At 53.1% G+C, this 23,732-nt stretch carries 23 protein-coding genes and 1 tRNA gene; 13 read left to right on the top strand and 11 right to left on the bottom strand.

The genetic code is table 11. The features are described from left to right. Both HCZ99_RS04755 and HCZ99_RS04760 read left to right on the top strand, forming a co-directional pair. Positions 1 to 552, top strand: a complete 552-nt coding sequence (locus HCZ99_RS04755; RefSeq protein WP_167445706.1) for a TRAP transporter small permease — start codon at positions 1 to 3, stop codon at positions 550 to 552. Then, complete coding sequence (locus tag HCZ99_RS04760; RefSeq protein WP_167445708.1) at positions 549 to 1,844, top strand: TRAP transporter large permease; 1,296 nt, start codon at positions 549 to 551, stop codon at positions 1,842 to 1,844. Before HCZ99_RS04755 ends, HCZ99_RS04760 begins: the two co-directional genes overlap by 4 nt. A gap of 70 nt (positions 1,845 to 1,914) precedes the next feature. Here the strand turns inward: HCZ99_RS04760 and HCZ99_RS04765 are convergent, their stop codons facing one another. Both HCZ99_RS04765 and HCZ99_RS04770 read right to left on the bottom strand, forming a co-directional pair. Further along, complete coding sequence (locus HCZ99_RS04765) at positions 1,915 to 2,700, bottom strand: cobalt-precorrin-6A reductase (protein WP_167445710.1); 786 nt, start codon at positions 2,698 to 2,700, stop codon at positions 1,915 to 1,917. Positions 2,701 to 2,784: 84 nt separating this feature from the next. After that, positions 2,785 to 3,906 carry a cobalt-precorrin-5B (C(1))-methyltransferase gene (locus HCZ99_RS04770; protein ID WP_167445712.1) on the bottom strand — a complete coding sequence of 374 codons (1,122 nt, stop codon included), beginning with the start codon at positions 3,904 to 3,906 and terminating at the stop codon, positions 2,785 to 2,787. Between the two features lie 232 nt (positions 3,907 to 4,138). On the opposite strand from HCZ99_RS04770, the gene cobA reads away from it, so the two are divergent. The 7 genes from cobA to HCZ99_RS04805 all read left to right on the top strand — a co-directional run bounded on the left by cobA (position 4,139) and on the right by HCZ99_RS04805 (position 11,879). Beyond that, positions 4,139 to 5,002: a uroporphyrinogen-III C-methyltransferase gene (cobA, locus tag HCZ99_RS04775; protein ID WP_167445714.1), complete on the top strand. Its 864-nt coding sequence runs from the start codon at positions 4,139 to 4,141 to the stop codon at positions 5,000 to 5,002. Between the two features lie 116 nt (positions 5,003 to 5,118). Beyond that, on the top strand, positions 5,119 to 5,934 hold the full coding sequence (locus HCZ99_RS04780; protein WP_167445716.1) for a sulfite exporter TauE/SafE family protein: 816 nt from the start codon (positions 5,119 to 5,121) through the stop codon (positions 5,932 to 5,934). Positions 5,935 to 6,106: 172 nt separating this feature from the next. Next, positions 6,107 to 6,721 (top strand): SCO family protein, encoded by a 615-nt coding sequence (locus HCZ99_RS04785; RefSeq protein WP_167445718.1) that lies wholly within the window; start codon positions 6,107 to 6,109, stop codon positions 6,719 to 6,721. Positions 6,722 to 6,808: 87 nt separating this feature from the next. Then, entirely contained in the window at positions 6,809 to 8,206 is a 1,398-nt protein-coding gene (locus HCZ99_RS04790; RefSeq protein ID WP_167445720.1) for a cobyrinate a,c-diamide synthase, read from the top strand. Positions 8,207 to 8,362: 156 nt separating this feature from the next. Next, positions 8,363 to 8,827: a YcgN family cysteine cluster protein gene (locus tag HCZ99_RS04795; RefSeq protein WP_167445722.1), complete on the top strand. Its 465-nt coding sequence runs from the start codon at positions 8,363 to 8,365 to the stop codon at positions 8,825 to 8,827. 580 nt (positions 8,828 to 9,407) lie between these two features. After that, positions 9,408 to 10,898: a PAS domain S-box protein gene (locus tag HCZ99_RS04800; protein ID WP_368484227.1), complete on the top strand. Its 1,491-nt coding sequence runs from the start codon at positions 9,408 to 9,410 to the stop codon at positions 10,896 to 10,898. A gap of 228 nt (positions 10,899 to 11,126) precedes the next feature. After that, positions 11,127 to 11,879 carry an MBL fold metallo-hydrolase gene (locus HCZ99_RS04805; protein ID WP_167445723.1) on the top strand — a complete coding sequence of 251 codons (753 nt, stop codon included), beginning with the start codon at positions 11,127 to 11,129 and terminating at the stop codon, positions 11,877 to 11,879. A 115-nt stretch (positions 11,880 to 11,994) separates the two neighbouring features. On the opposite strand, the gene HCZ99_RS04810 is transcribed toward HCZ99_RS04805, so the two are convergent. From HCZ99_RS04810 to HCZ99_RS04835, 6 genes are all read right to left on the bottom strand, one after another. Then, positions 11,995 to 12,261, bottom strand: a complete 267-nt coding sequence (locus tag HCZ99_RS04810) for a DUF1150 family protein (protein ID WP_167445724.1) — start codon at positions 12,259 to 12,261, stop codon at positions 11,995 to 11,997. A 15-nt stretch (positions 12,262 to 12,276) separates the two neighbouring features. Continuing rightward, positions 12,277 to 12,774: an Hsp20 family protein gene (locus tag HCZ99_RS04815; RefSeq protein WP_167445725.1), complete on the bottom strand. Its 498-nt coding sequence runs from the start codon at positions 12,772 to 12,774 to the stop codon at positions 12,277 to 12,279. Positions 12,775 to 12,983: 209 nt separating this feature from the next. Beyond that, positions 12,984 to 14,684 (bottom strand): adenylate/guanylate cyclase domain-containing protein, encoded by a 1,701-nt coding sequence (locus HCZ99_RS04820; RefSeq protein WP_167445727.1) that lies wholly within the window; start codon positions 14,682 to 14,684, stop codon positions 12,984 to 12,986. A gap of 218 nt (positions 14,685 to 14,902) precedes the next feature. Continuing rightward, positions 14,903 to 15,628, bottom strand: coding sequence for a glutamine amidotransferase-related protein (locus HCZ99_RS04825; RefSeq protein ID WP_167445729.1), 726 nt, complete (start codon positions 15,626 to 15,628; stop codon positions 14,903 to 14,905). Positions 15,629 to 15,850: 222 nt separating this feature from the next. Beyond that, a complete protein-coding gene (locus tag HCZ99_RS04830; RefSeq protein WP_167445731.1) occupies positions 15,851 to 16,273 on the bottom strand; it encodes a DUF6691 family protein in 423 nt (140 codons plus the stop codon). Beyond that, entirely contained in the window at positions 16,273 to 16,707 is a 435-nt protein-coding gene (locus HCZ99_RS04835; RefSeq protein ID WP_167445733.1) for a YeeE/YedE family protein, read from the bottom strand. Before HCZ99_RS04835 ends, HCZ99_RS04830 begins: the two co-directional genes overlap by 1 nt. Before the next feature lie 253 nt (positions 16,708 to 16,960). Here HCZ99_RS04835 and HCZ99_RS04840 point away from each other — a divergent pair, with 253 nt between their 5' ends. Beyond that, entirely contained in the window at positions 16,961 to 17,935 is a 975-nt protein-coding gene (locus HCZ99_RS04840; protein ID WP_167445735.1) for a class I SAM-dependent DNA methyltransferase, read from the top strand. A 144-nt stretch (positions 17,936 to 18,079) separates the two neighbouring features. Here the strand turns inward: HCZ99_RS04840 and HCZ99_RS04845 are convergent, their stop codons facing one another. The 3 genes from HCZ99_RS04845 to HCZ99_RS04855 all read right to left on the bottom strand — a co-directional run bounded on the left by HCZ99_RS04845 (position 18,080) and on the right by HCZ99_RS04855 (position 19,215). Further along, on the bottom strand, positions 18,080 to 18,544 hold the full coding sequence (locus tag HCZ99_RS04845) for a YtoQ family protein (protein WP_167445737.1): 465 nt from the start codon (positions 18,542 to 18,544) through the stop codon (positions 18,080 to 18,082). A 190-nt stretch (positions 18,545 to 18,734) separates the two neighbouring features. Continuing rightward, positions 18,735 to 18,810, bottom strand: a tRNA-Ala gene (locus HCZ99_RS04850). A 99-nt stretch (positions 18,811 to 18,909) separates the two neighbouring features. Continuing rightward, positions 18,910 to 19,215: an FYDLN acid domain-containing protein gene (locus HCZ99_RS04855; protein ID WP_167445739.1), complete on the bottom strand. Its 306-nt coding sequence runs from the start codon at positions 19,213 to 19,215 to the stop codon at positions 18,910 to 18,912. A 371-nt stretch (positions 19,216 to 19,586) separates the two neighbouring features. Between HCZ99_RS04855 and aroA the strand changes: the two genes are divergently transcribed. From aroA to rpsA, 3 genes are all read left to right on the top strand, one after another. Beyond that, positions 19,587 to 20,930: a 3-phosphoshikimate 1-carboxyvinyltransferase gene (gene aroA / locus HCZ99_RS04860; protein ID WP_167445741.1), complete on the top strand. Its 1,344-nt coding sequence runs from the start codon at positions 19,587 to 19,589 to the stop codon at positions 20,928 to 20,930. Positions 20,931 to 20,999: 69 nt separating this feature from the next. Further along, complete coding sequence (cmk, locus tag HCZ99_RS04865) at positions 21,000 to 21,644, top strand: (d)CMP kinase (RefSeq protein WP_167445742.1); 645 nt, start codon at positions 21,000 to 21,002, stop codon at positions 21,642 to 21,644. A gap of 235 nt (positions 21,645 to 21,879) precedes the next feature. After that, positions 21,880 to 23,583: a 30S ribosomal protein S1 gene (gene rpsA / locus HCZ99_RS04870; protein WP_167445744.1), complete on the top strand. Its 1,704-nt coding sequence runs from the start codon at positions 21,880 to 21,882 to the stop codon at positions 23,581 to 23,583. Positions 23,584 to 23,732 lie beyond the last annotated feature (149 nt).

Below are 23,732 nucleotides of genomic sequence, written 5' to 3' on the forward strand. Positions count from 1 at the left end.
GTGCCCAATCTGAGCAAGTATCTTAGAAAAGGTGCCGAACTCGTCGCGGTGACATTGTTCATCGCGATGTTCGGGATCTTTCTTTTGCAAATTTTTGCGCGCTATGTCCTGAACAACCCACTTGGTTGGACGGTCGAGGTGTGCGTTATCCTTTATATTTGGCTGGTGTTCTGGACATCGGCGTTCTTGTTGCGGGAGTCTGATCATGTTTCATTTAACATGCTGTTTCAGGCCGCCCCAAACAGGACGCGTCGGGTCATGGCCATTCTTGGTCTGTCCTGTATTACGGTGGCCTTCATTTCCGGGCTTCCGGTGATTATCGATTACGTGATGTTTATGCGGATCGAAAAGGCACCCGTGACGCGCATTGGCCTTGATTACATCTATGCGATTTTCCCGGTCTTCATGATCGCCGTTATTATCCGCGGTGGCATATCGCTTTGGCGATTGATGCGCCGTCAAACGTGTGACCAAGAAACCGCTGCGATGGCCGATGAAATGCCGCCAACCCCTGCTTTAACGTCCCATTCTGATCCGGAGCCCAAGGCATGAGCATTGCTTTCCTCATTAGTCTGGGTGGTTTTTTGCTGTTGGGCGCGATCGGGATGCCGATTGCGATTGCCGCACTGGCTGGCGCGATTGCCTATATGTTCATGTCCGGGCAAGATGTGGGCCTTGTTGCCGAGCAGGCCTTAAACGGGCTGTTTAACAGCTATGTTTTACTGGCCGTGCCGCTGTTTATTTTGGCGGCGAACTTTATGAATGCCGGTACGATCAGTGATCGGTTGCTTAATTTCTGTATCGCCATTGTCGGGCGTTTTCGCGGCGGACTGGCACATGTCAATGTGCTGGCTAGTGTGATTTTTTCGGGCATGTCGGGATCGGCGATTGCCGATGCGGCCGGGATTGGCCGGGTGATCATTGAATTGATGACACGCGATAATCGCTATCCCGGTGGGTATGCCGCCGCATTGACGGCGGCCTCAAGCGTGATTGGCCCGATCATTCCCCCGTCTATTCCCATGATCCTTTATGCGCTGATTTCAGGATCGTCGATTGGCTATCTGTTTTTGGCGGGGATTGTACCGGGCCTGTTTATGGCCTTGGTTTTGATGATCCTTAACGTGATTGTGGCGCATAAGCGCGATTTTAAGCGCGATGAGGTCGTGCCACTGCGCGATATCCCGCGTCTGACTTTACGGGCGTTCCCGGCTTTGATGTTGCCGGTGATTTTGCTGTATGGGATTTATGGCGGCGTTACCACCCCGACCGAGGCCGCAGCGATTGCCGCGATTTACGCCCTGATTTTGGCCGCGCTGTTTTATCGTTCGGTCAGCTGGCGTGATTTTTATAAGCTGGTTTTGGATGGGGCGAAATCAACATCGGTTGTCGGCCTGATCATTGCGTCGGCCTTGGTGCTCAATTACCTGGTTGCCAGTGAAAATCTGCCGTCGATTGTCGCTGATAGCCTGTCGTCAACCGACATGTCCCCCCTTGCATTCATGTTGCTGATCAATGTGATCATTCTGGCACTGGGCTGTCTGTTTGATGCAACCACATTGCTGTTGATTGTCGTGCCGCTGTTTTTGCCAACGGCCAGCATGCTGGGCATTGATTTGGTGCATTTCGGGGTCGTGATCACCATCAATATTATGATCGGGCTTATCACCCCGCCTTATGGTGTTTTGTTGTTTGTCCTGAATGGGGTGACGGGCATTCCGCTGCGCGACATCATTCGCGAAATCTGGCCGTTTGTTTTCGCGCTTTTGGGTGCACTTTTGGTGCTGGTTTTTGTCCCGGACATGGTGTTGTGGCTGCCACGCATGTTTGGCTATGCGGGATAGATGTAAATAAAAAGACCCCGCTTGGGATCAAGCGGGGTCAGCAGCGGACTGAATTTCCGATAACGGGTGCTTAGTGTTCGTCGAGGAAGTTTTGCACGTTCTGAACGACCGTTTCGGTATCTGACGCCTGCAAAACCGGCTCCCCGCCGGGGCGTGCGATCATGATGACGGGGATATTTAACGCACGCGCGGCTTCGATTTTGCCAAAGGTTGCTTTGCCACCACTGTTTTTGCAGACAATGACATCGATCTCGTTGCGTTCAATCAGTTCGATTTCGTTGTCCGCACTAAACGGCCCGCGTGCGAACATCCATTCCCCATAGGCCAGATCAAACGTATCGCGCGGCGCATCAATCGTGCGCACAAGAAGCCACGTTTTTTCAAGTCCTTCAAACGCATGCAGGTTTTTGGCACCACTGGCGATCAGGGCACGGGTGCCGTGATCGGGCAAAACAGCGGCGGCTTCTTCGATGGATTGAACCATGATCCAGTTGTCTTGGTCGGTGCGTTCCCATGCGGGGCGATGATACTGGATACAGGGCATGGCAACCGCATGGCATGCCTTGGCAATGTTGGCCGATATCGCGGTGGCATAGGGATGGGTTGCATCAATCACAAGATCGATTTTTTCGGTTTTGAAATGGGCGATGATGCCTTCTGGCCCGCCAAAGCCGCCGATGCGCACCGGGATTCCGTCCGGGATGCTTGGTGCGCTGGTTCGCCCGGCAAGGGATAATTGCAATCGGACGTCTTGACCAAATTCATGCTGAAGACTGTGGATTATTCGGTTTGCATCCCCTGTCCCCCCGAAAATAAGAACGTGCATCGGGCGTGTGGCAGATCGGGGACGCGGCATAAATCATAACCTTTTTGGTTTTTGGCCCAAAATCGGGCTTTACGGGGTCTGTTCGGGCAAACAGATCGCAAGATGGTCACATTACTACTGTGTCATAGATGGGCGGAACTGATCAAAATCGCCATGGCTGTGGCGGGCGATGATTGTTCCGTCACGGTCGATAATGACAATTTCGACCGCAGACGCCCCATCCAATGTCGCACGCGCGGCCTCGCTGGCCTGACGTGCAATGAGCTCTGGTATATTAACGTTTTCTGCTTGGCATTGTTCCAACACCTGCTTGGCGGTATTGGCGGTGCGGGTCGCGTCTTGAAGGGCGGTGTCGCCGCCGCATTGTTTTACCGTTTCTGCCAGTTTATCGAAATCGACCTGTGACCGGCTGCTGTGAAGGTCAATATGCCCTTGGGCCAGTTTGACCAGTTTGGCAAATCCCCCACAGATGCTGATATGCGCGACCGGATTTTTGCGCAGATATTTCAACATCCCGCCGACAAAATCACCCATATCCAAGATGGCTTCGTCGGGCAGGTCATAAAATGTGCGAATGGCGGCCTCGGACGTTTTGCCCGTTGCACCGGCAACATGGACGCGCCCGGTGGCACGCGCAACGTCAATGCCGCGGTGGATCGAGTGGATCCATGCCGCACAGCTAAACGGAATAACGATCCCGGTTGTGCCAAGGACCGACAATCCCCCGACAATGCCAAGGCGCGGGTTCCACGTTTTGGTGGCGATTTCTTGCCCGCCCGGAATGGAAATTTCAATTTCGACATCGGCAGCCACGTCAAATTCTGTGGCCAGTTCGGTAATTTGGCCAATCATCATTTCGCGCGGCTTTGGATTGATTGCCGGTTCGCCCACGGGCAACGGAAGGCCCGGTTTGGTGATGCGCCCAACCCCGTCACCGGCGTGAAACGTAATGCCGTTGCCCGGTGTGCCGTGGCGCAGGGTTGCGATGACTTCTGCGCCATGTGTGACATCAGGATCATCACCAGCATCCTTGATCACGCTGGCCCGTGCCCAGCCATCGCCGGCTTCGGCCTTGATCAAGGCAAAGGACGGTGTTTCACCACGTGGCAGGGTGATGGTCACCGGATTTGGAAACTGACCCGAAAGCATGGCCTGCCACGCAGCACGGGTGGCTGCGGTGGCACAAGCCCCCGTTGTCCATCCTTTGCGCAGCGGTCCATCCGGTTTTCTTGCCATTAGTGGGATTTTTTCCTGTTAATCACGTCACCGTACCCTTTATTGATGGCACGGGCAGCCTTTGCTGCGAACAGAATTTTTCTATTAAACATATTTTTCTGTGTTGTATTTTAAATAATACGATAATTATTCGGAAATATGTTGGACGTATCGTTTGATTGTTGTTTAACATATCCTCTTGCGATGGTCCTGCACAGATGGGCCACGATACCTTGAACAAAAGTAATGCGCGATGACTTCTCTGGGTCTTGATTTTCCGGTTTTTGAACCGGGTTGGGTTTGGCTTGTTGGTGCGGGTCCGGGTGATCCGGGCTTGCTGACCCTTCATGCTGTCAATGCCATGCAACAGGCGGATGTCGTTGTCTATGACGCGCTGGTTGATGACCGGATTCTGAACCTGTTGCGACCCGATGCAGAACGCATTTATGCCGGTAAACGTGGTGGGCGCCCGTCATCCAAGCAAACCGATATTTCGTTGCAGCTTGTTGAATATGCCAAAAAGAATCTGCGTGTGTTGCGCCTTAAGGGCGGCGACCCGTTTGTTTTTGGACGCGGCGGCGAAGAAGGCATGACCCTTGTCGATCATAATGTGCCGTTTCGGGTGGTGCCGGGCATTACCGCCGGGATTGCCGGTGCGGCTTATGCGGGTATTCCGACAACCCATCGCGATTGCAATGCGTCGGTGACATTTGTTACCGGGCACGGGTCCAGCGGGGATGTGCCTGATAACATCAACTGGGGGGCCTTGGCGCAAGGATCGCCCGTGTTGGTGATGTATATGGCGATGAAACATTTGCGCCGGATATCGGCCGAGCTGATGGCCAATGGCCGGTCTGGCGATGAGCCGCTGGCGGTGATTAATCAGGCCACCACGCCAGATCAGGGTATTTTGATTACCACCCTTGCCAACGCGGCCGATGACGTCGAACGTGCCGGGGTTGAACCACCGGCGGTTTGTATTCTGGGTAAGGTGGTCAGCATGCGCGATCGTTTGAATTGGTTGTCGCCCCAAGATGACGTCAAAGAAGTGCGCAGCATCCCGTTTGAGCAAATCCTTGACCTGATCTCCACCCCGGCTGATCCGATAAAAGCCTAAGAGGCATGGCGCGCGGCATTTCCTTTAACGCAATTCCCAAGGCAATTGATTTATATCGTTGTTAGGGCCCTCTTTGATGGTCACAATCATATCCATCGAATGAACCGGGATGGATCATGGACGAACAACAAGTATTGATCCGCATCCTTGAAAGCGGCTGGGCACAATGTGCGGAAATCCTACAGGATGATGGCGGGGTTTTTGCGACGGCGTTGATTGCAGGATTGGTTGGCAGTGTCACCCATTGTGTTGGCATGTGTGGCCCGTTTGTGATCAGTCAGGTCACAAGCCGGATGGAACAGCTTCCGCTTGAGAAAATGAGCGAGTTTCGTCGCCTGACAGGGGCGGCTTTGCTGCCTTATCAATTTGGCCGATTAACCACCTATAGCCTTCTGGGCGCATTGGCGGGATTCTTTGCCGATAGTGTTTCGGTACTGGTCGAAGTTTGGTGGATTGGGCCGGTTCTGTTGATTCTGGCCGGGCTGTTCTTTTTGGTGTTCGGGGTGATGGGCATCGTCCCGCATTTAGGGGGCTTATTTCCCCAGCGGTCTGGTCAAAAGCAGTCCGGGAAAACGTCCGCAAATCAAAAAATAACATCTTGGTGGAACAACACGTTTGGCGATTGGTTGCGTCCGCTTTTTGCCGCCCCGTTTGGACTGCGCGGGTATCTGCTTGGCGTGATGCTGGGCTTTATCCCGTGTGGTTTGATTTATGGTGCGCTGGTTCTGGCCGCCGCATCCGGCGCAATGATCAGCGGTGCATTGGTCATGATGGTTTTTGGGCTGGGCACGGTGCCGATGATGTTTGTTACCGGCTTTGTCGGCCAATATGCCGCCGGGCGGTTCCGGGCCTTGATGGTGCCGGTTGGGCGGGGATTGATGATTGTTAATGCGCTCATCCTTTTTGTTATGGCATCACAATCGTTGACCTAGTGGTCTGTCGTTCGATGATTTCAAAAAATTCACGTCGGGTTGCGCAAGTGTGAGCTGTCGCACATCTGCGATACTTGCATGATTACAATGGGCATCTATAGTGCCCGCACAGTTTTCACACTTGATTGGCCTGACACAGGCCATCGACAAATACACGTAAAGAGGTGGGCGCATGAGCAAAAAGACGCTTTTGGCTATTCTGGCAATTGCGCTGGTTCTGGGCATCGGGTTGACCTATCGGCTGATGATGATGGGAACCGAAACCCAATCATCTGGTGCCGGTTCCATTGGCGGGCCGTTCGAACTGGTTACTCAGAACGGCGATACTGTCACCGAAAAGGATTTCGCCGGAAAATATATGCTGGTCTATTTCGGCTATACATTCTGTCCGGATGTTTGCCCGACCGAATTGCAGGTCATGGGCACGGCCTTGGATATCATGCCAGAAGACATCGCCAAGGAAGTCACGCCGATCTTTATCTCTGTTGATCCGGAGCGTGACACGATTGGTGCGATGGGCGCCTATGTGCCGCATTTCCACGAACGCATGGTTGGCCTGACAGGTACGGTTGCCCAGACATCTGCTGCGGCCAAGGCGTATCGTGTGTATTACGCCAAATCGATCCCGGATGGTGAGCCCGAAGATACAGATTCCTATCTGATGGATCATTCATCCTTTGTGTATCTGATGGACCGTGACGGGGCCTTTATTCGCCACTTTAACTATGGCACGCCCCCTGAAGACATGGCCAAGGGCGTTACCGAGGCTGTGGAAAAGCGCGGCTGATTTAAATGAGACGGGGCCAAATCAAGCTGGGCCAGGTTATGGTCCGGCCAAGTCAGGTGGGCGCGATAGAGGTCGGAGACATGTTAAATGCATAACAAAGCATCCGGCACATCTGGCGCGCCCAGCCCACGCGGTATTGTGATCGCGGCCCCGTCATCGAACAGCGGTAAAACCGTGATCACCTTGGCCCTGCTGCGTGCCTTAAAACGTAGCGGTGTTGCGGTTGCCGCGGCCAAAACCGGTCCTGATTATATTGATCCGGCCTTTCAGGCGGCGGCCTGTGGGGCAAGCTGCATCAATCTTGATTCCTGGGCGATGGACCGCGACCAAATCCAGACACTTGTTGCCCGGCAACTTGCCGATCAGCGCGATGCAAACGCGTTTATGGTCTGCGAAGGGGTGATGGGCCTTTTTGACGGGGCGGCAAACGGCATCGGATCGACGGCCGATTTGGCGGCGATGATGAATTGGCCGGTTGTTTTGGTGGTAGATGTCAAAGGGCAATCGGCGTCCGCCGCGGCGCTTATTTCCGGCTTTGCCACGTTTCGGGCTGATACCCGCATTGCTGGTGTGATCCTGAACCGGGTGGGCAGTGACCGCCACAAACAGATGATTATGGATGCCTGTGCCAAACACCTGCCAGACATTCCCGTCATCGGTGCGGTGCGCCGCAGTGCTGATTTAACCCTACCTGAACGCCATCTTGGTCTTGTACAGGCTGGCGAACATCGCAAGCTGGATGATTTTCTGGATCGGGCAGCCGATATCATCGCCCAAGACGTCGATCTTAAGGCTTTTGCGCAGTTGGTTTCGTCCCAATCATCACTGATGACGCAAAGCACAGCGAATGAACCAACGCCCATGGGGCAATCGGCGGATATTTCGCCGTTGGGGCAGCATATTGCCATTGCGCGTGATACGGCGTTTGCCTTTGCCTATCGCCATCTGCTTGATGGCTGGGCGCGCGCCGGTGCAACACTTTCGTTCTTTTCCCCGCTAAATGACGAGGTCCCCGATCCGACGGCGGACGCGATTTATCTGCCGGGGGGATATCCTGAACTTTTTGCCGCCGAACTGGCAGACGCATCCCAGTTTAAAGCCGCAATGCGAACTGCCGCCCAAAACGGTGTTACGATTTACGGCGAATGCGGGGGCTATATGGTGTTGGGCGAGTCCCTGATTGATGCCAATGGCGACCGCTATGAAATGCTGGGGCTTTTGGCGGTCGAAACCAGTTTTGCTGCGCGCAAGCTTCATCTTGGTTATCGGCAGGCAAGCTTGGCGCAGGCCACACCATTTGGCCCCGCAGGCACAGTTGTACGCGGCCATGAATTTCATTACGCCAGCACACTGTCAGAAAACGGTTCGCCATTTTGCCATATGAAAAATGCCATGGGTGATGACCTTGGTACGGCAGGGCTGATGCATGGGACTGTCTTTGGTTCGTTTTTCCATGTGATTTCGGCCCGGCCAGAAGACGCCTAGTTTGGCTGTCTCGTTTCCATTTTGCGGTTCAGTGTGTCTTTTTTCTAAGGGCACGGCCCTTTGATGTGATAGGCAGGGGTTCCTTGATGAAGCCCGCACGACATTCAATATACTTGGACGCCGCCACGTTTAAAGGTGGCCCAAGCGAGAGAGAAAATGACCGATAAAGATACTGCCGCACGCCCCGAAAAACCGTTTTGGGAAGTTAAAAAACTTTCCGAGATGACCCAACAAGAATGGGAATCGGTGTGCGATGGATGCGGGAAATGCTGCTTGCACAAGCTTCAGGACGAGTATGATGATGCGGTCTATTACACGTCGGTCGCGTGTCGATTGCTTGATTGCGACTCTTGCCGTTGTAAGGATTATCCAAACCGGACACAGCATGTTCCCGATTGCGTCCAGCTTTCCAAGGAAAATGTCGAAACATTGGGCTGGATGCCATCCACCTGTGCCTATCGTTTGTTGTCAGAAGGCAAAGGACTTGCCGATTGGCATCCGCTGATTACCGGCGATCCAAATTCCGCCATCAAGGCCGGCATGTCGGTGCAAGGGATGTGCATTCCCGAAGATGAAGCACATCCTGACCTAACCCGTTATATCGTCAAATGGCCGGCATAATGCACGGGCGTTAACGCGTTGGCGTATTTGTCATTTCAAATAGGCGGCGAAGCTGCCGTTGTCTGAGCGCATTTTTCTTTCAGGTGATCGTGTTTTGGCGCGGTCATAATATTGGGCCAGCGCCACTGATGTATGCGTCCGTATATTGTGCTGTGAATTTACTGAAGAATTATTGCCGAAAAGCATAAGTCGGTGTGATCCGCGAAGCGCTTCATGCCGTATCGAGCTGCGACTATAAAAATAACGGTGTGATATAGCGTCTCAAGAGTGCCTTTAAATGGCAGAATGCGCCAAGTCATCTTGGAAAAACCAAGGCGGCTATTGGATCGATCAAGAAGTACGTGTGAGAGCGCGCGTTTTCAGCGCTTAAATCCGATTTCACCGGTCGAAAAACACGCTTTTCTCTGAGTACAAAATTTCCCTCTGTAACCGATAGCACCATGTTTGGGCATCTTTAGGTCCGGGCCTTGTTGCCTGCGCATAATTGGATGTCTGTACGCTGTGCGGTACTTGTGCCTGATCTTTTTTTAAGGATCGGCTGGACACTTTGTTTAACGATACATGATTGAGGTATTTCAACGTGGCTTTTGGATTTTTTAAGAACAATAAAAATGCACAGGCGGAACTACAGGTCGCCGCCGCGTTGACTCGTTCCATGGCGCGTATCGAATTTGATGTTCATGGCAAAATACTTGATGCCAATGACAACTTCCTCAAAATCATGGGTTATGAACGCCATGAGCTGATCGGCAAGCATCACTCATTATTTGTGCCTGAACAGTTTGTAAGTTCGGCAGAATATAAATCGTTTTGGAAAAAGCTCGCTAATGGGGAATTTGCCAGCGGTGCCTTTCCGCGCAAGCGTAAAGACGGGGGGGTGTTGTGGCTGGAATCGACCTATAACCCGGTCGTCGATGCCAAGGGACAGGTGTTTAAAGTCGTTAAATTCGCCAGCGATATTACCGAACGACGGAATGAACGTGCGTTGCTGCAAAGTGTATTCGAAGCAATCAGTTCATCGCAGGCGGTGATTGAATTTGATCTTGAAGGCAAAATCCTGAACGCCAACGAAAACTTCCTGGCGGTGATGGGGTATCGCCTTGATGAGATCAAAGGCAAGCATCACAGCATCTTTGTGTCCAAAGAAGACCGAAACTCATCGGAATACCGCGCGTTTTGGCAGAACCTTAATCAAGGGAAATTCCAAGCCGGTCAGTTTATGCGTGTGGGCAAGGGCGGAAAAGAGGTCTGGATCGAAGCCACCTATAACCCGGTGCTTGATGCAGTTGGTAATCCGCTGAAGGTGGTGAAGTTTGCCACCGACATCACCGAGAAAATCAAGCTTCTGCTGGATCTTAAGAAAATGATCGACGGAAACTTTGCCGAGATTGATGGCAATATTGCCAATCTTAATCTGCGCACGTCCGAAAGCGTCGATGTTTCGAATAACACCATGTCGATCACCCACGAAGTCGCTGCCAGTGCCGATCAACTTGCCGCATCGATTTCTGAAATCTCGCGCAGCATGACTCAGTCGCAAGTCGAAACCGAACGGGCTTTTGGTCAAACCGAAACCGCCAATGAAATGACGGAACGTATGGCAACCGTGGTCGATCAGATGGGCAGCATTGTTGAGGTTATTCGCAATATTGCCGGTCAGATCAATCTGTTGGCATTGAATGCCACGATTGAAAGTGCGCGTGCCGGCGAAGCGGGCAAAGGATTCGCCGTGGTTGCCAACGAGGTCAAAAACCTTGCCAATCAGGCCGCCCGCGCGACCGAGGATATTTCCCAGGAAATTTCAGGCATTCAGTCGATTTCAGCCGAAGTTGTAACCGCGCTTCAGACCATTCGAAGTTCGGTTGAAACCGTGCGCGATGATGTGACCAACATTTCATCTGCGGTGGCAGAACAAACAGCGGTGACCGGCGGGGTGAGTGCGAATATGCGCGACATGGCCGGCACCGTCGAAGAACTGACACGTAATCTGGCGTCCATCCGGTCAACCAGCGACGAAGTCGCCGCATCGGTGAATAAAACCCGAGAGGCCGCCGAAGTTCTAACGCAGTAATGTCGTGAACCATTGGCTGAGTGACACCACGCTAAAACAAAAACCTTAAATCAGTTTGCAAAAACAAAGGATGGAACAGCTGTTCCATCCTTTTTACGTTCCTATGACAGTTTGAAGACGATTGCAGGTGGATTTTCAGAACCGCTTGCGTTGTTTGCGTGTAAGTCGCAAAAATATCCTTCGATTAAGATGCTTTGAGTGCCGAAGTGGGAATGGACGGTAAAAGCAATGGCAAGTGACCATCTGCGGATTGATGTGTTGGGCGTGGGCGAGGCCTTTGACCCTTATTACGCAAACTCGTCTGTCGTTGTTACGGCTGACGGCTACCGCATTTTGATTGATTGTGGGGCAACGGTCCCCGGTTTGGTCATGGCGAAATTCCCCGATCCTGATGCCATCGACGCCATTTATTTTACCCATATGCATCCCGACCATATTTTCGGTCTTGTGCCTGTCATGTTGAATTGGCGCGACGATGGCCGATCAAAACCATTGCATATCCTGTGTTCACCGCAATTGCGCAGCCATCTTGAACAGCTGATGGTGCTTGGCTTTACCGGTTTGGGCTCGGCATGGCCGTTTGAAGTGATTTGGCATTCGATTGCGGATACCAGCACCATCGGCCCGTTTGAATGCCGTTTTGGCCGATCTGATCATAGTGTTCAGAACCATGCGATTTTGCTGCGCTTCGCGGGCAAGGGATTTGCCTATTCCGGGGATGGGAATGTTACGGCGGAAACCGCGGCGCTCTTTACCGGTGCCGACCTTGTGTTTCAGGAAACCTATTTGCCAAAACATGATCCGCAACATGCGGCCCATTGTGATCTTGAAACGGTGATGCAATTGGCGTCCGATATGCCCGGGGCCCGGTTTTGGCTGTATCACATTAAGCGTGACGCACGGTCCGATATGGCCCGCATGCTGGCCCACAACACCCAAGTGCGCATTGCCGTGCCAGGCGAAGTCATCGAAATCCGATAAAACATAGGGCATTCATACGATAAAAGGCAGCCCAATGGCTGCCTTTCCCGGATCAATTTTATCGCACCAAATTCGGGCATTGCTGCCGTGTTTGATGCGATCTTTTGCGTCGCCCTTAATGGACTGCGCGTGGTTCCATATCGTGCTGACGAATGGCAGCATGGGCAATGGCCTGGCTGTCAAAGGACGCAATGTGGGTGCCATCGGCGGTGAAGACGCCAAAGACCAGTTCGTCTTTGTCTTCTTCGGCATTTGGCACTTCGCGCACATAGGCGAAATCGTGAATGCCAAGCATGGCAAAATCAACGTTTGACAACAGCCCGGTGTCTTGTGCCCCGCGTGGGGTGGTTTTCGGGCTGAGCTGTGCTGTGCGGTCTGTCATTTGAACCACTCCTTATTAGGCATCGCTGCTTTTGTTGGCTGCGGTGCTGTCCTCGTCATCGACTTTCATATCGATTGTCTTGGATGACACGGCTTTGTTTTTGTTTGACCCAATGGCGATTTCACGCACGACCGGTTCTGGAATTGGACGGTTCAAATCGACATGAAGCAATCCGTTATCCAAATGTGCACCGACAACCTCTATGCCTTCTGCCAGCACAAAGGAACGCTGGAACTGTCGTGACGCGATGCCACGGTGGATATAGATACGCTCATTGTCATCTTCGCCGTGTTTGCCACGAATAATGAGCTGGTTGTCTTCTGTGGTTACGGACAAATCGTCCTCGGCGAAACCGGCAACTGCGACCGTGATGCGCAGTTTGTTTTCGCCAAACTGTTCGATGTTATAGGGCGGATAGCCTTCCGCCTTGGTTTTCGAAACCTGATCGAGAACCCGTTCAATTTGATCAAAACCCAGTAATAGTGGGCTGTTGAACATGGAAATTCGCGACATTTGCAGCACCTCCTCCGTCAGAGCGAGTGTGATTAGTAGTCAGACCCCACGCGGAATGCGTTTTGGGCGTCTGTTTGTCTGGCCCGATCACATCGGCACCAAACGATAATACTTTATACCCGAATAAATGTGGTTTTGACAGGGATAGTCAAGTGTTGCCTGTGTAAATCCGTTGTCAAAGCGCCATTAAAACCGGGCGATATCGGCGTTTAGGTTGCCATTGCTGGCTTTTGGTCAGTACCTGCCATCGCCCCCGTCAGGTCGGGCATGGTTTCAAGCGCGTAATAAGCAACCGACCGATCCTTCCCGCGCAAGGCTACTTCGTGCAGGACCGCGTAATCGGGCAGGGGAATCGGGCCATGGTCGAACAAGGTTTTTGAAATCACCAACGGCACACCATGTCCCTTGGTCTGGGCTTCAAGGCGGGCGGCGGTATTAATGGTATCGCCAATCGCACTGATATTTTCGTGGCCGGGTGGGCCCATTTCCCCAACGATTGCCTTGCCCATATGCATGCCAATCCCGATCCGCAAGGTATGGGGAAGTTCGGATTTAAGATGCTCATTTAAGGCGTCAATCCGGCGCAGCATTTCTGCTGCACCCTCAAACGCATTTAAAATCATGCGTTCTGTATCGTCGCTTTGATGTCCATAAAGCGCCATTAAGCCATCGCCTGTGAACTGCGCATAAAACCCACCGGTGCTGCGCAGTGCCTCGGTCATTTCGGCGAAAAATTGATTGAGGATGAACAACACATCATAGGGCATTTTCATCTCGCCCAGACGGGTCGAGTCGCGCAAATCGACAAACATTGAAACGACTTGGCGTTCGCTGCCCGAAAGGCCACCCGGGCGTCGACCATCGCGGGCCGATGCGTTTGGCGGCAATAACGGCGCCACCGCCAAATCATTTTGCGGACGGATTTGACACGCCAGACGCATGCCGTTCGGTGCCCCGATACTTTTAAGCGCGGCATGTTCAATCGGGCCGGGTGCCGCCAATTGATCCAAACCAGATCCGCAATGAAGCCGACATGTTGTGCACCGTCCATGACCGCCGCATACCGATGCCATCGGAATGCCGGCATCGCGCAATGCTTCAAGCGCGGTGGCACCGGGGGCGACCCGCACAGTGCGGCCATTGGGCAGGTTCAAGATGGGTCCGCGCTTGACCCGATCAAATGTCTGGCGCACTTGGCGTACAACAAACGGGGCCAAGGCCAACAAGATCGCAGCGATCATGCACGGCACCAGTGCCTTTTCATAAAAGGCTACCGCCGCATCATTCACATTGGCCGCATCAAGCACGCCAAACACATATTTGCGCCCACCTTCATCGACCCGACGCATAATTTCGGCTGCGGCTGCGCCATATCCGGCAAGGGCCAGGGTCGGGATCAAAATGGCAAGCGTACCCAGTACGTTGCGCCATTTGGGAAAGAACGGTTTGACCCGTAACCAGAAATAAATACCGATACAGCCGTGGGTCCAAACCACAATGATGGTGATGGCCTGCAACAATCCCTGACTTGGCAAAAACACCGCAAGATCAAGCAAAACCCGCTCGTAGGCGGGATCAACATTGAACCCGAGATCAACGACCCGGGTTGCGATGATATGGCGAAACAACAAAAACGGAATGCACAGCCCCAAGATCATCTGCGCCCATTCCGATTTACGAAGGCGGAGCGATCGGCGGCTGGTTAACCGTGCTGTTGCGAGCAGGAAATGGGTAATCAGCGCCACCAAAAGCAAAATTTCAAGCGGCGGAAACTGCCAAAGTTCCGTCGTGTAATTTGCCGCCGTTTCCATGAATTCCGGCGAAACGATCCCCGCTGCGTGATTAAGCAAATGGGTCAGGACATAGGCAAACAGTGTCAGTCCTGAATACAGACGCAGGTTCTGGATCATCTTGCGGGTGCTCGTCTTTGTTATATGACGTTATATGTGCTTGGTTTAACGGCGTATTTTGGGCGGTGTTGTCGTGTTATGGTCACGCATCACCGCATAAATTTCGCGACATTATGCACGGCTTTTAGTTGATAAAAGGTTGTGATGATATCGCCATGAAAAAAGCCACCAGACAATGCTGATGGCTTTGAATCATAACGGTATATGACGAACGGTGCTTAGGCTGCTTTTTGTGCCCGCTTGCTGGTCATGAATTTGACAATTGATTTGGCAAATTCCGGGCTTGTGACCGGCGTATCAAGCGACTGCATCGCCTTGCTGTATACGTCTTCGGGCATCAAATCGGCACGCGATTCCAAAAGGGCCAGCTCGTAAGGGCGGGCAAATTCCGGGTGCGGCTGGATCGATGCGGCGTTTTCGCCATATTGCAAACCGGCATAGGGGCAGAAATCCGAACTGGCCCACACGGTCGCGCCTTCGGGCAGTTCGACGACCTGATCCTGATGGAACGCGTTAATGCGAAGGGTCGGCCCGCCATCGGCAAGCCAATCTGGTGTGCTTTTGGTGACGGTGTATTCATGAACGCCAACACCCCATCCCTTGTCGGATTTAACGACTTTCCCACCCAAGGCGGTTGCCAAAATTTGATGGCCAAAGCAAACGCCAAATACCGGTAATTTGGCGGATACGGCATCGCGCAGGAATTGCTGCAATTCGATCATCCACGGGGCATTTTCATAAACGCCGTGTTTGGACCCGGTGATGATCCAACCATCCGCATCGTTAATCGACGCCGGGAATTGGTCTTGCAGTACGGTCCAAGTTTCAAATGTCAGGCTGGGGTCAACCGCACCAAGAAGGGATTCAAACATGCTGGGATAGCTTTTGAATTCATCGCGGAGATTTTCCGGTGTCAGTCCGGTTTCAAGGATGCCGATTTTCATTTGGAAACCTTCTTTGGCGTCATGTGGGGCGGAATGGATAAACGTGTCATCAATTCTGCATTGATCTGCAGGTATGAGATTTTAACGCCAAAGACAAGCCCGGTCCTGCGAGATTTCAGACAATTTTTAACCAGAAATGCGAAACCGCCCGGATTTAGCCCGCGACCGTTGAATGGGCTGCGGTTGTTGGGGCTGGGTGTTGATCTTGATCTATTCGAAAAATCAAGCCAAACGGCTGAATTTACACACCATCATGCCGACTAACATTGCGACTACGAAAATAACTGTATCGATTTGGCCAAATGCCAGTGCACTGATGGCAGGCCCCGGACAATATCCCACAAGCCCCCAACCGGTCCCAAACATGAGACCGCCAAGGATCAGTTTGCGGGTGATTTTGTGATTGGTTGGAAGGGCCATTTCCCCGCCACAAACCGGTTCACGGCGATTTTTGGCAAATTGAATGATCGGCATAGCAACCAGTAATCCGCCGGCCATGACAAGGGCCAGACTTGGATCCCAACCGCCATTGGTAATCGCCCAGATATCCAAAAACCCCAGAACCTTTTGCGGGTCGATCATGCCCGAAATATACAGTCCCGCGCCAAATATCGTCCCGCAGATCAGGGAAACAAGAATACGCATCATAGACCCCCAATCAGATGGCGGGTGAACAGCACCGTGATAAAGCCCGCGGCCATAAACGATAAGGTCGCAACAAGTGAACGCATGGAAAGCCGCGACAAACCGCAAATCCCGTGTCCGCTGGTGCAGCCGCTGCCAAGGGTCGTGCCAAAACCAACCAAAAGGCCGCCGATGACGATCACTGGCATAGGGCTGGTGACGACACTGCTGACCGAAATCGACGTGGTCGTCATTAAAACAAGCGGTCCGGCGATCAGTCCGATGATGAAGGCAAGTCGTTCAAATATTGCTGAACCCGTGCCATTGCGGCCAAATAACCCGCCAATGATGCCGCTGATCCCCGCAATGCGGCCATTTAGCAGAAGATACATGCCCGATGCCAAACCGATCAGCCCGCCGCCGATCAGCGCCGAAACAGGGGTGAAGTTTTCCATATTGATATCCCTTGATATCTGATTTGCATATTATGTATGTTAAAATATTCGCACATATTAAAATAATCAATGCCAAAGGCGATTTTGGCGCCGTGTCGGCCAAAGTTGCGTGTTGTGGCGTGAATAATGACGAATAACTTTAACCGCCGCGTCATTACCTATCTTGCCAAAGTTCGAAAATTGGCGGATATAGCGACACAACGTTATATTTCCGCCTGCATCCTGCGGCGGTCTTTTCGGATTTCAAAAACAGATGAGCACAGATCGTGTGTTGGCCAGCCGCCGACTTGATATTGCCTTGGCACTTGTCGCCGAGGGCGATTACACCGCTGCTATTGATGTCGCACGTGCGGCGCTTGAAGCTGATAACAGTTGGGACGAAGCCCACTTTACGGTAGGCGACATTTATGAGCGCGCTGGCGACAATGAAAACGCGATCGAAGCGTATCGCCAATATCTGATCCTTGATCCGATTGACCGCATGGGCGGTGAGGTTCGCCTAACCTTGCTGGGTGCCGCGGCCATGCGCGATCGCCTGCCGCCCGATTATGTCCGTGCCCTGTTTGATGATTACGCGCCGCGCTTTGAAAACAGTCTGCGCGATCGCTTGTCTTATCGTGGACCGGAACTGTTATTTGAAGCTGTCCGTGAACAGCTCGCCGCCCTGACGGCCCCGATTGAGGTTCTTGATCTTGGTTGCGGCACTGGTTTGGTTGCCGAGGTATTTGGCGGCGCTGTCGGTGCGATTGACGGTATCGATCTGTCCCCGCGCATGATTAACCGCGCAAAGGCCAAGGGCCTTTATCGGACCTTGGTCGCGGGGGATATCACCGACATGCCCGATAGTCTGGGCACGGATTATGGTCTGATCGTTGCCGCCGATGTGATGAATTATCTGGGCGATTTAGCCCCGGCATTGCAGGCGGCTCATGCGCGTCTTAAACCAGGTGGATTGCTGGCCTTTAGCATCGAACACGGCGAAGCGTTTCCTTATGACCTTGGTCCGGGGCAGCGTTTCCGTCACCACACGCGCGCCATCACCGAATGGATTGCGGAATGTGGTTTTGAAGTCGTTTCTGATGCGCTTGGCACCTTGCGTCAGGAAAAGGGAACCGCGGTCGAAGGCCGCATGATTGTCGCCCGTGCTGTTCATAAATTGCAGACCGGGACCAAACGCCTTATGCCGATCCCTGATCGTGAAACGCCGCCGGTGCCAACCCTTCACTGATGCAGCAAATCTAAGCGCGTGCGATGTCAGGCGCGATGCAGTTCCAATAAACTTTGCGAAAACAAAACCCGTTGCCAAGTGCAACGGGTTTAATCGTATGTGCGGTTTTGCGATCCCAGAATTAGGGGAAGCGCGCAGCAATCTTTACGCCTTGGGCATGTCGCCACGGATGATATAGGCGAGTGCCGCAACAACCTGTTCTGGTTCGCGGGCCACACCATTGGCTGCACCGTCGATTTCTTTTAGCGCGTGGTCATGCTCGGTCGGATGAAGCGTAATATAGGGGATCCCAAGTGCGGCGGCTTGGCCGGCATCAAAGGCAGCGTTCCATTGCTTGTATTTCTCGCCAAAGCGGATGATTGCGATATCTGAACCAGCCAGCAATGTCTTGGTGCGCATGGCATTTAACTGCGCGCCTTTGCGATCATGCCAGAACTTGTTTTCCTCTTTGCCAAAAACGGCGACCCCGCAATCATCAGAATCCTCATGCACCGTGATCGGGGCGACCAATTCGACGGGTAAGTCGGCTTCTTTAACGCCAGCGGTAATACGCTCACGCCAGTCGCTATGAATTTCGCCCGACAAATAAACGGTCCAAACTTTGGGCATTGTATTCTCCCTGTATGATGATTGGGGCTGTGATCTGGCCAAATCTTGTTGGCTGGACCCGCGCAAATGGATCAAGTGCCCATGTTAGGGCATCATCGTCTTTTCTGCCATGGGGGGATATCGCGATCACATGACGTTCCAGATGGAGCTGAAACGACAAAACCCGTCGCCAAAGGCAACGGGTTTTGAATGGTGGAGCCGATCAGGATCGAACTGACGACCTCTACAATGCCATTGTAGCGCTCTCCCAACTGAGCTACGGCCCCACTTTGTCCGCGTCGCAAGCTTTACATTCGTAAGCCTCGCGGCGCGGCGCATATTTAGAAGGTTCGCCAAATGTTGGCAAGACCTATTTTGAAAAAATCTTAGCTGTCGTCGTCGTCTGAATCGACATGCTCATAGACTTCGCCAAGATCGTCGTCGTCTTCGCCGAGATCAGAAGCGTCTACGAGAAGATCGTCATCGACATCTTCGACATCATCATCATCAAGATCGCTAACGTCATCGACGTCTTCGTCTTCTTCCGGTGCCGGTTTGGCAACTGCGGCTTTCTTGACCTTGGTGACACCATCTGGTGCACCGCATTTTGGGCAAACGACCGGGGTACGATTCAGATCGTAATATTTGGTACCACAGGCGAGGCAGTGACGTTTCTTACCGCGTGCTGACATTACGGCAAACCCTCTTAATTACCGTTATTTTCGAAGAGTATGGCTGTTAAGCGCAATATGCGGCAACGCCGCGCGTATCATCATGTCCAAGACGCCCAATTGCCATCTTGTTGACGCCTTGTCAAAAGGAAATTGCGCGATTTTTTGTTCCCTGTGCGGATCAATCAATTATGGCCCTTAGATGGCGTGCATCCACCGTCAAAATTCGGGTTCGATACTGGTGCGCGACATTCGCTTGTGCTAGAGCTTTGCCCCGGTGATTGAATGGCTTGTGTCCACCAGTTTTGCCTTTGTAAAGGTTGGCGACAGCGCAATGCTTTTTCAAGTCGGCCGACTATAATGATCAAACAGTTACTGACAGGTATGGCTCCATGAGTGCTTCGCAGACCAAACGTCCGCTTTCGTCGGCAAAAACAGGACCGATTTCGGGCGATATCCGGGTTCCGGGTGATAAATCGATTTCCCACCGGTCCCTGATGTTTGGCGGTCTTGCGATTGGTACCACCAAGGTTAGCGGCCTGCTCGAAGGTGAAGACGTTCTGGCAACCGCGGATGCCATGCGCAAACTTGGCGCCACGGTTACCCGCGACGACGATGGCACATGGCATGTGACCGGTGTGGGTGTTGGGGCGCTTCGCGAACCTGATAGTGTGATTGATATGGGCAATGCCGGAACCGGTATTCGCCTGATGGCGGGCATTGTGGCGACCCATCCAATCACAACCTTTTTCACCGGCGATGCGTCGCTGTGCAAGCGCCCGATGGGCCGTGTTGCCGATCCGCTGGCCGAATTTGGCGCGCAATTTATCACCCGTGATCGTGGTCGCCCCCCAATGGCGGTGATTGGCACCGACGAAGCAAAGCCGATTACCTACACTTTGCCAATGGCCTCGGCTCAGGTGAAATCTGCGGTGATGTTGGCCGGTTTGAACACCACGGGCACCACCACCGTGATTGAACCCAAACCATCGCGCGATCACACCGAACGTATGTTGCGTCATTTTGGTGTCGATGTGGATGTGAAGGTCAATGACGATGGCGGGCGCACAGTTAGCTTGACCGGGCCGGCTGAAATGAAGGCGGCCGATATTGTCGTGCCGACCGATCCAAGCTCGGCCGCGTTCCCGATGGTGGCGGCCTTGATCCATCCAGAATCAAACGTAACGATTCGCGATGTGTGTTTGAATCCACTGCGCACGGGCTTGATCACCACCCTGATTGAAATGGGCGGTGATATTACGATTACCAATGAACGCGAAGAAGCCGGTGAAACCATCGGTGATCTTGTCGTGACAGGTAAAAACCGTTTGCAGGGCATTGTTGTTCCGGCTGAGCGCGCACCATCCATGATTGATGAGTACCCGGTTCTGGCGGTTGCCGCGGCGTATGCCGAGGGCGAAACCCGCATGTGCGACCTTGAAGAACTGCGCGTGAAGGAATCGGATCGTTTGGCGGCGGTTGCTGCGGGGCTTAAGGCCAACGGTGTTATTCACCGCATCGAAGGCGACGATTTGATCGTGACGGGTGGGAATGTTCCGGGCGGTGGAATGGTTGAAACGCATCTTGATCACCGGATTGCGATGTCATTCCTGGTTCTGGGACTTGGCGCGGATGCACCGGTTGCTGTTGATGATGCCAATCCGATTGCGACAAGCTTCCCCAGCTTTGAAAAGCTGATGGGCGACATGGGCGCAAAATTTGCGCTGAAGTCCTGACCGATACGACCCAATAAGCCAATATATTGCGCAAATATAGATACAGGTAAAAACAAGGGAGCGAAGCAAATGATCATCGCCATTGATGGGCCCGCCGCCTCGGGCAAAGGGACTTTGGCACGCCGAGTCGCGGACGCAATGAACTATGCTTACCTTGATACCGGGCTTTTGTATCGGGCGACGGGCGCAAAAGTTTTGGCGCAAAATTCGGACCCCGCCGACGAAGAAGTTGCGGTCAAAGTGGCCGAAAGCCTGACTGCTGATGATTTGTCCGGCGATGCGTTGCGCAGCGAAGAGGTTGGCACGGCCGCATCAAAAGTTGCAGCGATTCCAAGGGTTCGCGCCGCGCTTCTTGATTTTCAGCGCCGTCTTGCCACCACCCCGCCCGATGGGAAACGTGGGGCTGTTCTGGATGGTCGCGATATCGGAACGGTGGTCTGTCCCCAAGCGCCAATTAAGTTCTATCTGACAGCAAGTGTTGAAGAACGGGCAAACCGTCGGTTCAAACAGTTGCAGGAAAAAAATCCCGCTGCTATATACGAGCGCGTTCTTAAAGAGCTTGAAGAACGGGATGCCCGAGACAGTGCTCGCGATGTTGCACCGCTTAAGATGGCAGACGACGCAATCCACATTGATACGGACCGTCTGAATGCCAACGCAGTGTATGACGCCGTTATGGCACATATCCACACCCATATGGGCGCGGATGACTGATCAAAGGGCGTTTTAACCGTCAGGCCATTGAACGATCCCGAGGTGCCGGTCTTATGACCTGTCCCTAAGGTGAACGACTTGTGCGTTCACCTTTTCGCGTATGGAAGGGGTGCCTTCTATATATGTCCGGGTTTGGACAGTGACTGATACGATCGCCGCGATGTTGCGGCAAAGACCACCGGATACAACCGGTTGGCCAGAATATAGTGACGATACTCGAAAGGAAGTCTGGTTTATGACCACCGCTGAAGAAGCACAATTCTCAACTGGCGAAGATTTCGCCGCCCTGTTGGCCGAAGCCCTTGGTTCTGAAGACGAAGGTTTTGTCGGTCGCGTGATGACCGGTTCGGTCGTCAAGAAAACTGACGATGACGCAATCGTTGACGTTGGCCTCAAATCTGAGGGCCGCGTTCCGCTTAAAGAATTTGGTACCGGCGAAGTAAACATTGGCGACACCGTTGATGTCTACGTTGACCGTTACGAAAACAAAGATGGCCTGATCGTTCTGTCGCGTGAAAAAGCGCGTCGCGAAGAAGCTTGGGTCGAGCTTGAAAAACAGTTCTCCGAAGGCAAACGCGTTGACGGCACCATCTTTGGTCGCGTTAAAGGCGGCTTTACCGTTGACCTGTCGGGCGCCGTGGCATTCTTGCCGGGCAGCCAGGTTGACATCCGTCCGGTACGTGACGTTACCCCGCTGATGAACAACCCGCAGCCGTTCCAGATCCTGAAAATGGATCGTTCGCGCGGTAACATCGTGGTTTCGCGTCGTGCAGTTCTCGAAGAGACCCGTGCTGAACAGCGTGCTGAATTGATCCAGAACCTTCAAGAAGGTCAGGTCCTTGACGGCGTTGTCAAAAACATCACCGATTACGGCGCATTCGTCGATCTTGGTGGCGTTGATGGCCTGCTGCACGTTACCGACATCGCTTGGAAACGTATCAACCATCCGTCCGAAGCTCTGCAGATCGGCCAGACCGTTAAGGTTCAGGTTATCCGCTTCAACAGCGAAACCCAGCGTATCTCGCTTGGCATGAAGCAGCTTGAAGCTGATCCGTGGGAAGGTGTCGAAGCCAAATACCCGGTCGGTTCGAAATTCGAAGGTCGTGTCACCAACATCACCGATTACGGCGCATTCGTCGAACTCGAAGCTGGTGTCGAAGGCCTGGTCCACGTTTCCGAAATGTCCTGGACCAAGAAAAACATCCACCCGGGCAAAATTGTTTCGACCTCGCAGGAAGTCGAAGTCATGGTGCTCGACGTTGATGCACAGAAACGTCGTATCTCGCTTGGTCTCAAGCAGTGCACCTCGAACCCTTGGGATGCCTTCCTTGCAGCCCATCCGGTCGAGTCCGAGATCGAAGGCGAAGTCAAGAACATCACCGAATTCGGTCTGTTCATTGGCCTGCTCGGCGGCATCGACGGTATGGCTCACCTTTCGGACCTGTCATGGGACCGCGCTGGTGAAGAAGTCATCAAAGAATACAAAAAAGGTGACGTCGTCAAAGCCAAGGTTCTTGACGTTGACGTTGAGAAAGAGCGTATCTCGCTCGGCATCAAACAGCTTTCTGGCGATCCGTTCAAAGAAGCTGTCACCGGCATCAAACGTGGCGAAGCTGTCACCTGTGAAATCACCGAAGTTAACGACGGTGGCATCGAGGTTTCTGTTGGCGACACCGAGCTGAAAGGCTTCATCCGTAAAGTTGAACTGGCGCGTGAGCGTTCAGAACAGCGTCCGGAACGCTTTGCAGTTGGCGAAAAAATCGACGCACGTGTTACCGCGATCGATTCCAAAACCCGCAAAGTCAGCCTCTCGGTCAAGGCTCTTGAAGTCGCTGACGAGAAAAAAGCTATGGCTGACTACGGTTCGGCAGACAGCGGTGCATCGCTCGGCGATATCCTCGGCGAAGCTCTGCGCAAAAAACAGGAAGGCGGCGAATAAGCCACCCTCCACGGAATACGGTCTGCATCCTTTGTGGATCGAAAAGACGGGTCGCGCCTTGCGCGGCCCGTTTTCTTTTGCGTGCAATTTATGCTCGGCGTTCCGGTCCCGTTTATTGGAGCGGCCGGTTGATCGGAAAACCACCCTGC

Source organism: Thalassospira lucentensis, from assembly GCF_011806425.1.
GTDB lineage: Bacteria > Pseudomonadota > Alphaproteobacteria > Rhodospirillales > Thalassospiraceae > Thalassospira > Thalassospira lucentensis_B.